The sequence below is a fragment of the Streptomyces sp. NPDC030799 genome (assembly GCF_055572255.1).
The window spans coordinates 501,132-514,497 of sequence record NZ_JBVIDS010000001.1 but is presented as its reverse complement, the minus strand read 5'-3'; the positions used below and the strand labels follow the sequence as shown (position 1 = coordinate 514,497).

The following is a 13,366-nucleotide window of genomic DNA, read 5'->3' as shown; positions in this document are numbered from 1 at the left end:
CCGCCCCGTCCTTACTGTCACGCCAGCATTTCGAACGTGTGACGAAATATCGAACAGCTGAGGGGCAACTGCCGTGCGCATCACCGGAATCAGCACCCACGTGGTCGGCACGCCGTGGCGCAACCTGACCTACGTCCAGGTGCACACCGACGAGGGGGTCACGGGAGTCGGCGAAACCCGGATGCTCGGTCACACCGACGCGCTGATCGGCTACTTGCGGGAGGCCGAGGCCAATCACATTCTCGGCTCGGATCCGTTCGCCGTCGAGGACCTCGTACGCCGGATGAAGTACGGCGACTACGGCCGTGCGGGTGAGATCGTCATGTCCGGCATCGCGGTCGTCGAGATGGCCTGCTGGGACATCAAGGGGAAGGCGCTGGGCGTGCCGGTGTGGCAGCTGCTCGGCGGCAAGGTGACCGACAGGGTCAAGGCGTACGCCAACGGGTGGTACACGACCGAGCGAACGCCGGAGGCGTATCACAAGGCCGCGCAGGGGGTGATGGAACGCGGATACAGGGCGCTCAAGATCGACCCCTTCGGCACCGGCCACTTCGAGCTGGACCACGAGCAGACGCTGTACGCGGTGTCGCTCATCGAGGCCGTGCGCGACGCCATCGGCCCGGACGCCGAGCTGATGCTGGAGATGCACGGCCGCTTCTCCCCCGCGACCGCCGTCCGGCTGGCCAAGGAGATGGCCCCCTTCAAGCCGGCCTGGCTGGAGGAGCCGGTCCCGCCGGAGAACCTGAAGGCGCTGGAGAAGGTCGCGGCCAAGGTGGACATCCCGGTCGCCACCGGTGAGCGGATCCACGACCGGATCGAGTTCCGCGAGCTGTTCGACAGCCAGGCCGTGGACATCCTCCAGCCCGACGTCGGCCACATCGGCGGCATCTGGGAGACCCGCAAGCTCGCGGCGACCGCCGAGACGCACTACATGCTGGTCGCGCCGCACAACGTGGGAGGGTCCGTCCTCACCGCCGCGAGCCTCCAAGTCGGCTTCACCACGCCGAACTTCAAGATCCTTGAGCACTTCAACGACTTCGCGGATGCGGAGATCAAGAAGGTGGTCAAGGGGGCGCCGCAGGTCGTGGACGGGTACTTCCACCTGTCCGACGCGCCCGGCCTCGGCGTCGAGCTCGACGTCGACGCCGCCGCCGGGTTCCCGCAGCAGCAGGCCCGGTTCGACCTGTGGGCCGAGGGCTGGGAGCAGCGCAAGCCGAAGGGCACGAAGTGAGTTCCCGGGCTTGCCAGGTCGTCATCGAGGCGCCGGGCGCCCACCGGGTCGAGGAGCACACTCCTCGTGATCCCGGTCCCGGGGAGGCACTGGTGGCCGTGCACGCGGTGGGCATCTGCGGCAGTGACCGCGAGGTGTACCAGGGCAACCGGCCCGAAGGGTTTGTACGGTATCCGCTCATCCCCGGGCACGAGTGGTCGGGGACGGTCTCGAAGGTGGGGCCGGGAGTCCCCGCGTCCCTCGTCGGCCGCAAGGTCGTCGGGGAGGGCTTCCGCAACTGCCAGGTGTGCGACCGCTGTCACGCGGGCGAGACCACGCTGTGCACGGCCGGGTACGAGGAGACCGGATTCACCCGGCCGGGCGCCATGGCCGGCACGCTGACCCTGCCGGCCCGGCTGCTGCACGCCCTGCCGGACCACGCCGACCTCACCGCCGCCGCCCTGCTGGAGCCGGCCGCCTGCATCGCGGCCGCCGCGCTCAAGGCGGGCGCCCGGCCGGGCGAACGGGTCGCGGTGGTCGGCACGGGCACGCTCGGGATGTTCGCCGTGCAGTTCCTGAAGGCGGTCTCACCGGCCGAGCTGCTGGTGGTGGGCACGCGCGACGACCGGAAGGCACTGTCGGAGCGGTTCGGCGCCACCGACTTCCGGCTGAAGGACCAGGAGCTGCCCGACGACTTCGACGTCGTCATCGAGACCGCCGGGTCCGCGTCCGCCGCGCGGACCGCCGCCGCGCTGCTCCGGCGCGGCGGCCGGCTGGTGCTGACCGGCATCCCGGCGCCGGGCGCCGACGGGCTCGACCCGACCGATCTCGTCGTACGGCAGCTGGAGGTGCACACCGTCTTCGGGGCGCCGCCGGACGCCTGGGCGCACACCGTGCGGGTGTTCGGCGCGGGGCTGCTGGACCCGCTGCCGCTGGTCACGCACGAGCTGCCGCTGACCGAGTTCCCGCAGGCCATCGAGCTGGTGGGGGCCGGTGATCCGAAGGTGGGCAAGGTGCTGCTCCGGCCCTAGGGGTGAGCCGGTCAGGGCGTGACCTGACGGTGCCCCGACCGGCGTACCACCCGCTTTTTTTCGCGGAGCCGCCCAGGCCGCTCTCCACCCGCAGCCACGAACCTCGTTCGAAATCACGAACACTCAGGACACTGGACCCTAAGGACAGCTTGTGACCGACGCTTCCGCTCCGGCAGCCCGCAGGCCCGGCGAGCAGGTGCTCGCCCGCCTCGGCCTGGCCGCGCCCGCCCTCGACCCCGCCGACGCCTCCGCCCACAGCTTCCCGGGCGGCGGTCGCTGGCGCACCGAGATCCCCTCGTGCGAGGGTCCCGAAGCGCTGGCGGTCGTCCTGAAGGAAGCCTCCCGTCTCGATGTGCCGATCCACCGGATCAGCCAGGGCAGCGGCGTGTGGATGCTCACCGACGCCGAGATCACCGAGATGGTCGAGGCGACCGCCGCACGCGACATCGAACTCTGCCTGTTCACCGGCCCGCGCGGCACCTGGGACATCGGCGGCGCCGTACGGTCCGACTCGCGGGGGGCCGGAGTGCGGGCGCGGGGCCACGACGCCGTCGCCGGATGCGTCGAAGACGCCGTACGGGCAACGGAGCTGGGCGTCAGGTGCCTGCTGGTCGCCGACGAGGGTGTGCTGTGGACCCTGCACCGGGCCCGTGAGACGGGGATCATCCCGGCCGACACCACCCTGAAGGTCTCGGCGCTGATCGGCCCCGTCAACCCGGCCTCGTACGCCGTGTACGAGCGGCTCGGCGCCGACTCCGTCAACGTGCCCAGCGACCTGACCCTGGACCACCTCACCGAGATCCGGCGGGTGTCCCGCGCCCCGATGGACATGTACATCGAGGCCCCCGACGACCTCGGCGGCTATGTGCGCATGTACGAGGTCGCCGAGCTGATCCGGCGCGGCGCCCCGCTCTATCTGAAGTTCGGCCTGTCCAAGGCGCCCGGCATCTACCCGTGGGGCACCCACCTGCGGAACGTGACCCTGCACACCGCCCGGGAGCGGGTGCGGCGCGGCCGGCTCGCCCTGGACCTGCTCGCCCGGCACGGCGCGGACGGCGACATGGCGCCGCTCGGCTCCCGGCTGCCCGGCCCGCTCAACCGCTTCCCCATCACCGCGTAGCCCTCTCAACGACGAGAAGAACAAGGACGGACCACCATGCGCAACCGCAGAGCCGCACTCGCCGCGACAGCCGCAGCCGCCTCGCTCGCCCTCACCCTGACCGCCTGCGGCCAGAGCGGCGAGGGCGGCAGCAAGGAGAAGACGGGCGACGTCAAGGGCGCCACCATCGGCATCGCCATGCCGACCAAGTCCTCCGAGCGCTGGATCTCCGACGGCAAGAACGTCGTCAAGGACCTGGAGGCCAAGGGCTACAAGACCAAGCTCGTCTACGGCGAGGACAACCCGGAGACCCAGGTCTCGCAGATCGAGAACCTCATCACGCAGGGCGTCAAGGGCCTGATCATCGCGGCGATCGACAACAAGTCGCTGAAGAACGTGCTCCAGGAGGCCGCGGACGCGCACATCCCGGTCATCTCCTACGACCGGCTGATCCTCGGCACCAAGAACGTCGACTACTACGCCTCGTTCGACAACGAGAAGGTCGGCAAGCTGCAGGGCCAGTACATCGTGGACCGGCTCGGGCTGAGCAAGGGCAAGAAGGGTCCGTTCAACATCGAGCTGTTCGCCGGCTCCAACGACGACAACAACACCAAGTACTTCTTCGGCGGCGCGATGAGCGTGCTGCAGCCGTACATCGACAAGAAGCAGCTGGTGGTCAAGTCCGGGCAGACCCGGCTCAACCAGGTCACCACCCTGCGCTGGGACGGCGCCACCGCGCAGAAGCGCATGGAGGACGTCCTCACCGGCACCTACAAGAGCGGCCGGGTCGACGCGGTGCTCTCGCCCTACGACGGCATCTCCATCGGCGTCCTGTCCGCACTGAAGTCGGACGGCTACGGCTCGGGCAGCAAGCCGCTGCCGGTCATCACGGGCCAGGACGCCGAGATCGCCTCGGTGAAGTCGATCATCGCCGGTGAGCAGACGCAGACCGTCTACAAGGATCTGCGCAAGCTCGCCGAGGTCGCCGCGACGATGGTCGACGACTCCCTGAAGGGCAAGAAGCCGCAGGTCAACGACACCAGGACCTACGACAACGGGACCAAGGTCGTCCCGGCCTACCTGCTCCAGCCGGTCAGCGTCGACAAGTCCAACTACCGGCAGGTCCTGGTCGACGGCGGCTACTACACCCAGTCCGAGCTCAAGTAACCCGCCCTGATTCCCTACGGATTGGAAGGCACGACCATGGCGGGACCCGTCCTGGAAATGCGCTCGATCGTCAAGACCTTTCCCGGTGTCAAGGCGCTGTCGGACGTCACCCTGACCGTCCGGCAGGGCGAGGTCCACGCCATCTGCGGGGAGAACGGCGCCGGCAAGTCCACCCTGATGAAGGTGCTCTCCGGCGTCCACCCGCACGGCAGTTACGAGGGCGAGATCCTCTTCGAGGGGGAGGTCTGCGCCTTCAAGGACATCCGGGCGAGCGAGCAGCGCGGCATCGTCATCATCCACCAGGAGCTGGCGCTGGTGCCGCATCTGTCCATCGCGGAGAACCTCTTCCTCGGCAATGAACACGCCCGGGGCGGCCTCATCAACTGGCGCGAGACCCTGCGCCACGCCACCGAGCTGCTGCGCCGGGTCGGTCTGCACGAGCACCCGGAGACCCGCGTCGCCGACATCGGCGTCGGCAAGCAGCAGCTGGTGGAGATCGCCAAGGCGCTGTCGAAGAAGGTGAAGCTGCTGATCCTGGACGAGCCGACGGCGGCCCTGAACGACGAGGACAGTGGCAAACTCCTCGATCTCATCCTGGAGCTGAAGAACCAGGGCATCACCTCGATCATCATCTCCCACAAGCTCAACGAGATCCGCAAGGTCGCCGACTCGGTGACGATCATCCGGGACGGCCAATCCATCGAGACCCTCGATGTGAAGGCACCGGAGACCACCGAGGAGCGGATCATCGCCGGCATGGTCGGGCGCGACCTCGACCACCGCTTCCCCGAACGCACCCCGCACCAGCCGGAGGAGGGCGCGGCACCGGCGCTGGAGATCCGCGGCTGGACCGTGTTCCACCCGGTCGACCAGCAGCGCAAGGTCGTCGACGACGTGTCGATCAGCGTGCGGCGCGGGGAGATCGTCGGGATCGCCGGCCTGATGGGCGCCGGCCGCACCGAACTGGCGATGAGCGTGTTCGGGCGGACGTACGGCCGGTACGCGGGCGGCACGGTCCTGAAGGACGGCACCGAGATCCGTACGAAGACCGTCGCCGAGGCGGTCCGGCAGGGCATCGCGTATGTCACCGAGGACCGCAAGCACTACGGCCTCAACCTCATCGACACCATCAACCGCAACATCTCGCTGACCGCGCTGGACAAGGTCGCCAAGCGGGGCGTGGTGGACGAGCACGAGGAGCGGCAGGTCGCCGAGGGCTTCCGGAAGTCCATGAACATCAAGGCGCCGACCGTGTTCGAGCCGGTGGGCAAGCTGTCCGGCGGCAACCAGCAGAAGGTCGTCCTCAGCAAGTGGATCTTCGCCGGGCCCGACGTGCTGATCCTGGACGAGCCGACCCGCGGCATCGACGTGGGCGCCAAGTACGAGATCTACACGGTCATCGACCAGCTGGCCGCCCAGGGCAAGGCGGTCGTCTTCATCTCCTCCGAGCTGCCCGAACTGCTCGGCATGTGCGACCGCATCTACACGATGGCCGCGGGACGGCTGACCGGTGAGGTGCCGCGGGCCGAGGCCACGCAGGAAGTGCTGATGCGTCATATGACGAAGGACAAAGAGGTAACGCGATGAGCACGGACGTCACCGACAAGAGCCCGGCCGCGGCACCGCCGGGCAAGGACGGATCGGGCGCCGGCGAGGGCCTGCTGCAGCTGGCGCTCGGCGGTCTGCGCCGCAACATGCGGCAGTACGGGATGCTGATCGCGCTCGGCCTGATCGTCGTCCTCTTCCAGTTCTGGACCGGCGGCGATCTGCTGCTGCCGCGCAACGTCTCCAACCTGGTGCTGCAGAACAGCTACATCCTGATCCTCGCGATCGGCATGATGCTGGTGATCATCGCCGGCCACATCGATCTGTCGGTCGGCTCGCTGACGGCGTTCGTGGGCGCCTTCGCGGCCGTCCTGACCGTGCAGCACGGGCTCTCCTGGCCGGTCGCCCTCGTCCTGTGCCTGCTGGTGGGTGCGGCGGCCGGCTCGATCCAGGGCTTCCTGATCGCCTACCTGGGCATACCGTCCTTCATCGTCACGCTCGCCGGCATGCTGCTCTTCCGCGGCCTCACGGAGATCCTCCTGAAGGGCCAGACCCTCGGCCCCTTCCCCGACGGCCTGCAGCAGATCGGCAACGGCTTCCTGCCCGAGGCCGGCCCGAACACCAACTACCACAACCTCACCCTGCTGCTCGGGCTGGTCCTGATCGCGGCCGTGGTACGGCAGGAGTTCCGCGACCGCCGCCGCCAGCAGGAGTTCTCCCTGGACGTGGTCCCCACCCGCCTCTTCCTGCTCAAGCTGACGGCCCTGGTGGCGGCGGTCCTCGTCCTCACCCTGCTGCTCGCCAGCTACAAGGGCGCCCCGATCGTGCTGATCATCCTCGGCGCGCTGGTCGTCGGCTACGGCTACGTCATGCGCAACGCGGTCTTCGGCCGGCACATCTACGCGATCGGCGGGAACCTGCCGGCGGCCAAGCTGTCCGGCGTGAAGGACAAGAAGGTCACCTTCTACGTCTTCCTGAACATGGGCGTGCTCGCGGCCCTGGCCGGTCTGGTGGTCGCCGCCCGGCTGAACGCGGCCTCGCCGAAGGCGGGCGTCAACTTCGAACTAGAGGCGATCGCCTCGTCGTTCATCGGCGGCGCGTCCATGAGCGGCGGTGTCGGCACCGTCCTCGGCGCCATCATCGGCGGTCTCGTCCTCGGCGTGCTGAACAACGGCATGAACCTCCTCAGCGTCGGCACCGACTGGCAGCAGGTCATCAAGGGCCTGGCCCTGCTGGTGGCGGTCGGGTTCGACGTGTGGAACAAGCGCAAGTCCGGTTCGTAAGCGCCCAGAAGAGGGAGCCGCATCACATGGAACTGAACAGACGCACGGTCATCGCTGGAGCCGCGGCGGCCGGCATCGCCGCCACCACCCTCGGCACGACGACATCAGCCGCTGCCGCCACGAGCGCACAGGCAGGCTCGGGAAGGAAGCCGGTGAAGGAACCCTTCGGCAAGCTCGCCGACGGCACCAGGGTCTACCGCTGGTCGCTGGAGAACGGCGGCACCCGGCTGAAGGTGCTGAACTACGGCGGCATCGTCCAGACCCTGGAGGTCCCCGACCGCCGCGGTCACCACGCCAACGTCGTCGCGGGCTTCGGCGACATCGCCGACTACGTCGCCAGGAGCCCGTACTTCGGCGCCCTGATCGGGCGGTACGGCAACCGCATCGGCAAGGGGCGGTTCACCCTGGACGGCAAGAGCTACCAGCTCTCCGTCAACGACGGCGTGAACAGCCTGCACGGCGGCAAGCAGGGCTTCGACAAGCACGTGTGGGACGTCGAGCCGTTCGCCGACGGCTCCGAGGTCGGCCTGCACCTGCACTACACCAGCGTCGACGGCGAGATGGGCTACCCGGGCACGCTCAAGGCGAGGGTGACATACACCCTCACCCGGCACGGTGAGTGGCGCATCGACTACGAGGCCACCACGGACAAGGCGACCGTCGTCAACCTCACCAGCCACGTCTACTGGAACCTGGCCGGCGAGGGCAGCGGCACGATCGAGGACCACGAGCTGCGGATCGCCGCCTCCCGCTACACCCCGACCGACTCGGGCCTCATCCCGACCGGCGAGCTGGCGAAGGTCGCGGGCACCCCGTTCGACTTCCGCCACGCCAAGACGATCGGCCGGGACATCCGCGCCGGACACGTCCAGCAGGTGCAGGCCAAGGGCTACGACCACAACTGGGTCCTGGACAAGGGCGTCACGGCGCGCCCGGAACATGTGGCGACCCTGCGCGACCCGCGTTCCGGCCGCACCCTGAGGATCGCCACCGACCAGCCCGGCCTGCAGTTCTACTCCGGCAACTTCCTCGACGGCACCCTCACCGGCACCGGCGGCCGCACCTACCGCCAGGGCGACGCCCTGTGCCTGGAGACGCAGCACTTCCCGGACTCGCCGAACCACGCGAACTTCCCCTCCACCGTGCTGCGGCCGGGACAGACGTACCGGACGACGACGGTCCACACGTTCGGGGCGTGAACCGGCTCACACAGCAGGTGAGTTGAACGCCACTGCCGTCCCCTCCGTATCCATGGGCGGCCCGTGCTCCCCCGCACGGGCCACCCTGAACGGAGGTCTCCTTTGGCCGGCAACGTCACCTCGTTGTTCCGCGGCGGCGCCGCGCACAGCCCCTCGATGGCGGCGCTGACGCGCGAGGGCGACGGGACCGGCCCGGTGGACTTCTGCATCCCGTGCAACCCGTACTTCCCGACGCCGGCCATGTACGACGAACTGTCGGCCCGGTTGCGCGAGATCATCACGTACTACCCGAGCAGCGCCGACACCATCACCGGTGAGCTGTGCTCCCTGCTCCAGCTGCCGCCGCAGTGCGTGGCGATGGGCAACGGCTCCACGGAACTGATCACCTGGATCGACCACCTGCTGGTGCGCGAGTCCCTCGCCGTCCCGGTGCCCACGTTCGGCCGCTGGACCGACCAGCCCATGGAGACCGGCAAGCGGGTCGACATGTTCCCGCTCCAGGAGGCGAGCGGGTTCGCGCTGGACCTCGCGCAGTACGCCGAGTTCATCCGGGCCCGCAGGACCCGGGTGGCGGTGATCTGCAATCCCAACAACCCCGACGGCGGCTATGTGCGCAAGCAGTCGGTGGTGCAGTTCATGGACGCGATGGCGGACCTGGACCTGATCGTGATCGACGAGTCCTTCCTGGAGTTCGCCGACGCGGAGGCCGATCCCAGCGTCGTCCAGGAGGCCATGCTCCGCCCCAATGTGATCGTGCTGCGCAGCCTCGGCAAGAACTTCGGTCTGCACGGCGTGCGTTTCGGCTACCTGGTCGCCAACCCGGCGCTCGCCGGGAAGGTGCGGGCGATGCTGCCGAAGTGGAACCTCAACTCCTTCGCCGAGCACGTGGTGTTCATGCTCAAGGAGCACGGCGCCGAGTACGCGCAGAGCCTGCAGCAAGTCCGCCGCGACCGGCTGGAGATGGCCAGCCATCTGTCGGCGCTGCCGGGGTTGACGGTGTACCCGTCCCAAGGGAACTTCCTCTTCGTGCGCCTGCCCGTCGGCGCCGAGGGCACGCTGGTCCGGGACCGGATGCTCACCGAGCACCGGATTCTGGTCCGAGAGTGCGGCAACAAGATCGGTTCGTCCAGCCGCTTCCTGAGACTCGTGGTGCGCCCCCAGGTCGACGTGCGTCGCCTGGTGTCCGGCCTGGAACAGGTGCTCTACGGGTCCAGGAGGGGAGCCGCCGTGCCCGAGCTGGGCACCGGGACCAGCTACAGCTCGGGTACGGCGGCGGTGGACCGGCTGATGAGCGAGACCAACGGACGCGGGATGCCTGCGGCGCCTCAGCCGACACCCACCCCACTGCCGACGGCACCGCAGCCCTTGCCTGCGGCGCCTCAGCCGTTGCCCGCTGCGGCCCAGCCCCTGCCTGCGGCGCCTCAGCCGACGCCGGTGCCCGCGGCAGCTCAGCCGGCTCCGGCCAAGCAGCCCTTGCCCGCGGCGCCCCAGCCGATGGCAGCTCCGGCCCAGCAACCTGTGGCGCCGGTGCCGCAGCCGGTGCCGGTGCCTGTGCCTGCGGCGCCTCAGCCGGCACCGATGCCTGCGCCTGCTCCGGTTCCGGCTCCTGCGGCCGCTGTCGCGCCGACGCCGCCCGGGGTGCCGGCCCGGGGTGGGCTCACGGCGGCTCAGGTGCGGGGAATGACGGCGCCGGCAACCGGTCTGACTCCGGCCCCGGCAACGGGGTGGCCCAATGCGCAGAGCTGGCCCAATGCGGCGGGGGCCTAGACGCCCGCTCGCCGTGGGGTGCTGGGTGCGGGCGGCTGCTGGTTCGTCGTGGTTGCTCGCGCAGTTCCCCGCGCCCCTTGCGGGGCGCTGCACTCGGCCGGGAGTCAGAGGCTGTGGGCGGTGATGTCGCCGTGGGAGGTGGTGGCGCGGATGTCGAGTGCGGGGGTGCCGGTGTTCTTGAGGGTGTTGCTGATGCGGCCGTAGCTGGTGCCGGCGTCCAGGGTGGCGGAGACGCCGGCGGCGGCGCCGATGGTGATGTCGCCGGACTGGGTGCGCAGTTCGACGGTGCCGTGTGCGGCTTGGGTGATGCGGATGTCGCCGCGTGCGGTGCCGATCCGGGCGGGGCCGCCCAGGCGGCCGATTTCGATGTCGCCGTCGGTTGCGGTGAGGTGCAGGCTCGCGGTTTCGTCGATCTTTGTCCGGCGGTAGGCGCCTTCGAAGGTGACGTCGCCGAGGCGGCCGACGCCGCGGAGTTCGCAGCCGGCGGTGTGGGCCTCGACGCGGGAGTGGGCGGGCAGTTTGACGGTGACGTCGAGGGCGCCGGAGGGGCCGAAGAGCTGGCTCTTGGGTTCCGCGGTGGTGATCCGCAGGACGCCGTCGGCGTAGGAGACGTCGGTGTGCTCGGCGGTCTGGACGTCGCGCCTCTTGGCGGGGTCGGCGGGCCGGACCTCGACGGCGGTGTCGGTGCGGTCGGCGGCGATGAGCTGGATGCGTCCGGCGGGGATGTGCAGGACGGCGGAGATCGGGGCGGGGGTGTCGAACTTCTGCATGGTGGTCTCCGGTGCGCGCTGGTTCGTTTCTGACACCGGAAAAGCTACGTTGCTTTCCAGGGCAAGGCAACATGCTCGTTGCGCTTGATTGGGATCTGTGCAGGTGACAGGCGTGAAAGTGTTGCAACCACCCTGCAAGGTAACGCAATGCAATTTTCGCTTCGTTGCAATGGACTGCCGCTGAACGCTACCCACACCCCGTTGTCACGTCGATCTCGGCCCGCACCGTCTTCCGCGGTGGGTCCCGGTCGACCACCTCCCACCGATCGGCCACCGCGTCCACCAGCCACAGCCCGCGTCCCGCTTCCGCGAGGGGCGTGGGATCGGGTACCTGGCCGGGGGCCGGCGGGCGGCGCTCGGCGCGGGTGTCGGTCACCTCGACTCGGATGCCGCCGGCCCGGAGGAACAGGCGCAGCTCGAAGTCCCGCCCGGGCACCCGGCCGTGGGTCACGGCGTTGGCGGCCAGTTCGGCGACGATCAGGGTGACGGCCTCCGCGGTTTCGGTGCCGTGCGGGATGCCCCAGGTGTCGAGCTGGGCGAGGGTCAGGTGTCGTGCGAGGCGGGCGCCTCGGGGGGTGGAGCTGAAACGCTGGGTGAAGGTGCGGTCGGCGAGCTGCGGGGAGGGGGCTTCCATGGGGCCAATGCATCGGAGGGGAACAGGACTTCACCAGGCACGGCGAGAGCAGCTTCCGCCACTGGACGACAGGCGGATCGAGGACAGGTGGTTCGCCCACTGCGAGGGCCGGCGAGGCGGGTTCCTCGTCTCCGGCGCGAAAGAAGTCGCCCGCACCCCCGCCACCCTCCACGTCCGCGACTCGAAGGACAAGGAAGGCGCCACCCTCACCCTGTCCCCCACGGCGTGGTCCGCGTTCCTCACGCGCGTCGGGGTGTGACCGTCAGGACCTTCAGGGCCACCAAGGGATGGAACAGCAGGGCCGGTGAGGCCACCATGTTCACCACGCGGACGAACCTCGTCCATACGGCCGCGTCCTTCACCGCCACGTGGAAGAGGCGCGTGTTGTACCAGTGGGCGAAGCGCGCGGCGAGGGGCTGGCCGGCCGGGTTCCACATCAGGTCCGAGTTGGTGGACAGCGTCCACGGGCCCAGCAGCAGTCGGCCCAGCTTCTTCTGGTAACCGCCGGCGAGGCCGTCCAGCTGCCCGGAGGCGCGGCGGCGCTTCAGCATGTCGTGCAGCAGCTCCGCCTCCATCGCGGCCACCGTCATGCCCTGGCCGTAGACGGGGTTGAAGACGCAGACGGCGTCTCCGACGGCGATGAGGCGGTCCGGCCAGTCCTTCACGGCGTGGAAGGGCCGCCACTGGTTTTCGGTGTTGGTGTAGCGGCGGGTGGGCTCCTGGACGGTACGTCGGCCGATCTGTTCGGCCAGGTGCGGGTTCTTCAGGGTCTCGGCGAAGGCCAGATAGCCCTCGTCGTCGGTCGGCGGCTGGTCCTGGAAGCCGAAGAGGGAGCAAGTCCAGCGGTCGCGCTCCACGGCGAGCAGGACCCCGGCCCGGGGCACGGTGGGAGCGAACGGCATCTGGTAGGCGACGTAGAAGTCCGGGTGGCCGGGCTGGCTCTGGTGCGGCCGGTCGAAGTTCATCGACGTGTACGTGATCTTCGCCTTCACCGTCCGTTTGGGCGGCACGGTGATGCCCAGGGTGCCCAGCCAGTCGGTCAGGGAGCTGGACCGTCCGGAGGCGTCGACGACCAGGTCCGCGGCCAGCTCGAAGGGCTCCGCGCTCTCCGACTGGCACGCCACGCCGGCGATCCGGCCCGAGGAGTCCCGGGTCAGCCCGGTGCACCGGGTGGACGGAAGCAGCCTGACCTGGGGCAGCGCGAGCACCTTGCGGCGCAGGCGGCGTTCCAGTTCGTCACGGGTGAAGGTCTGGATCCGGACTCCCGTACGGTGCCGGGGCGCGCGGCCCACGGGCAGCAGGAAGTCGATGCCCTCTCCGTAGTCGAAGACCGGCGCTCCCGCTCCTCTCAACTCCTCTCGCAGTCCCGGGAACAGCCTCTCCAGGATCTCGCCGCCCTTGGCCAGCATCGCGTGCGCGTGGTAGCCCTGCGGAGCGCCCGGATGGACGCCGGTGTCCTCGTCGACGGCGTCCCGTTCCACGAGGACGACCTCGCTGAAGAAGTCGGACAGCACGCGGGCCGTCACCAGTCCCGCGTAGCCGCCACCGATGACAATGGCCTTGCGCCAGGGGTGTTCTGTTCTCATGTCGTTTCCCATCCACCCGAGTCAACGGCACCGCCGAGAGTCCCGGTACGGGGCTCGGGAAGCACCTGGGGAGCG

At 69.5% G+C, this 13,366-nt stretch carries 12 protein-coding genes; 9 read left to right on the top strand and 3 right to left on the bottom strand.

Annotated features, from left to right (window positions below; translation table 11 throughout):
* The first annotated feature begins 73 nt into the window (after positions 1-73).
* From ACZ41I_RS02210 to ACZ41I_RS02175, 8 genes are all read left to right on the top strand, one after another.
* Positions 74-1,231: a mandelate racemase/muconate lactonizing enzyme family protein gene (locus tag ACZ41I_RS02210; protein ID WP_399771751.1), complete on the top strand. Its 1,158-nt coding sequence runs from the start codon at positions 74-76 to the stop codon at positions 1,229-1,231.
* A complete protein-coding gene (locus ACZ41I_RS02205) occupies positions 1,228-2,241 on the top strand; it encodes a zinc-dependent alcohol dehydrogenase (protein WP_468512963.1) in 1,014 nt (337 codons plus the stop codon). Before ACZ41I_RS02210 ends, ACZ41I_RS02205 begins: the two co-directional genes overlap by 4 nt.
* Positions 2,242-2,392: 151 nt before the next feature.
* Positions 2,393-3,361: a hypothetical protein gene (locus tag ACZ41I_RS02200; protein ID WP_399771756.1), complete on the top strand. Its 969-nt coding sequence runs from the start codon at positions 2,393-2,395 to the stop codon at positions 3,359-3,361.
* A gap of 36 nt (positions 3,362-3,397) precedes the next feature.
* On the top strand, positions 3,398-4,507 hold the full coding sequence (gene chvE / locus ACZ41I_RS02195) for a multiple monosaccharide ABC transporter substrate-binding protein (protein WP_468512962.1): 1,110 nt from the start codon (positions 3,398-3,400) through the stop codon (positions 4,505-4,507).
* Positions 4,508-4,543: 36 nt separating this feature from the next.
* Positions 4,544-6,094 carry a multiple monosaccharide ABC transporter ATP-binding protein gene (gene mmsA / locus ACZ41I_RS02190; RefSeq protein WP_468512961.1) on the top strand — a complete coding sequence of 517 codons (1,551 nt, stop codon included), beginning with the start codon at positions 4,544-4,546 and terminating at the stop codon, positions 6,092-6,094.
* On the top strand, positions 6,091-7,335 hold the full coding sequence (gene mmsB / locus ACZ41I_RS02185; RefSeq protein WP_363217513.1) for a multiple monosaccharide ABC transporter permease: 1,245 nt from the start codon (positions 6,091-6,093) through the stop codon (positions 7,333-7,335). Before mmsA ends, mmsB begins: the two co-directional genes overlap by 4 nt.
* A 26-nt stretch (positions 7,336-7,361) precedes the next feature.
* Positions 7,362-8,534 carry an aldose epimerase family protein gene (locus ACZ41I_RS02180; protein WP_399771763.1) on the top strand — a complete coding sequence of 391 codons (1,173 nt, stop codon included), beginning with the start codon at positions 7,362-7,364 and terminating at the stop codon, positions 8,532-8,534.
* Positions 8,535-8,636: 102 nt separating this feature from the next.
* A complete protein-coding gene (locus ACZ41I_RS02175; protein WP_468512960.1) occupies positions 8,637-10,301 on the top strand; it encodes a pyridoxal phosphate-dependent aminotransferase in 1,665 nt (554 codons plus the stop codon).
* A gap of 104 nt (positions 10,302-10,405) precedes the next feature.
* Here ACZ41I_RS02175 and ACZ41I_RS02170 read toward each other — a convergent pair whose 3' ends face one another.
* Both ACZ41I_RS02170 and ACZ41I_RS02165 read right to left on the bottom strand, forming a co-directional pair.
* The gene (locus tag ACZ41I_RS02170; protein WP_468513078.1) at positions 10,406-11,071 is read right to left on the bottom strand and encodes a DUF4097 family beta strand repeat-containing protein; all 666 of its coding nucleotides are present in this window, start codon (positions 11,069-11,071) and stop codon (positions 10,406-10,408) included.
* Between the two features lie 187 nt (positions 11,072-11,258).
* Positions 11,259-11,705, bottom strand: a complete 447-nt coding sequence (locus ACZ41I_RS02165; protein ID WP_399771767.1) for an ATP-binding protein — start codon at positions 11,703-11,705, stop codon at positions 11,259-11,261.
* Between the two features lie 7 nt (positions 11,706-11,712).
* On the opposite strand from ACZ41I_RS02165, the gene ACZ41I_RS02160 reads away from it, so the two are divergent.
* A complete protein-coding gene (locus tag ACZ41I_RS02160; RefSeq protein WP_468512959.1) occupies positions 11,713-11,964 on the top strand; it encodes a DUF397 domain-containing protein in 252 nt (83 codons plus the stop codon).
* Here the strand turns inward: ACZ41I_RS02160 and ACZ41I_RS02155 are convergent.
* A complete protein-coding gene (locus ACZ41I_RS02155; protein WP_399771772.1) occupies positions 11,945-13,291 on the bottom strand; it encodes an FAD-dependent oxidoreductase in 1,347 nt (448 codons plus the stop codon). The two genes, ACZ41I_RS02160 and ACZ41I_RS02155, sit on opposite strands and share 20 nt — an antisense overlap.
* Positions 13,292-13,366 lie beyond the last annotated feature (75 nt).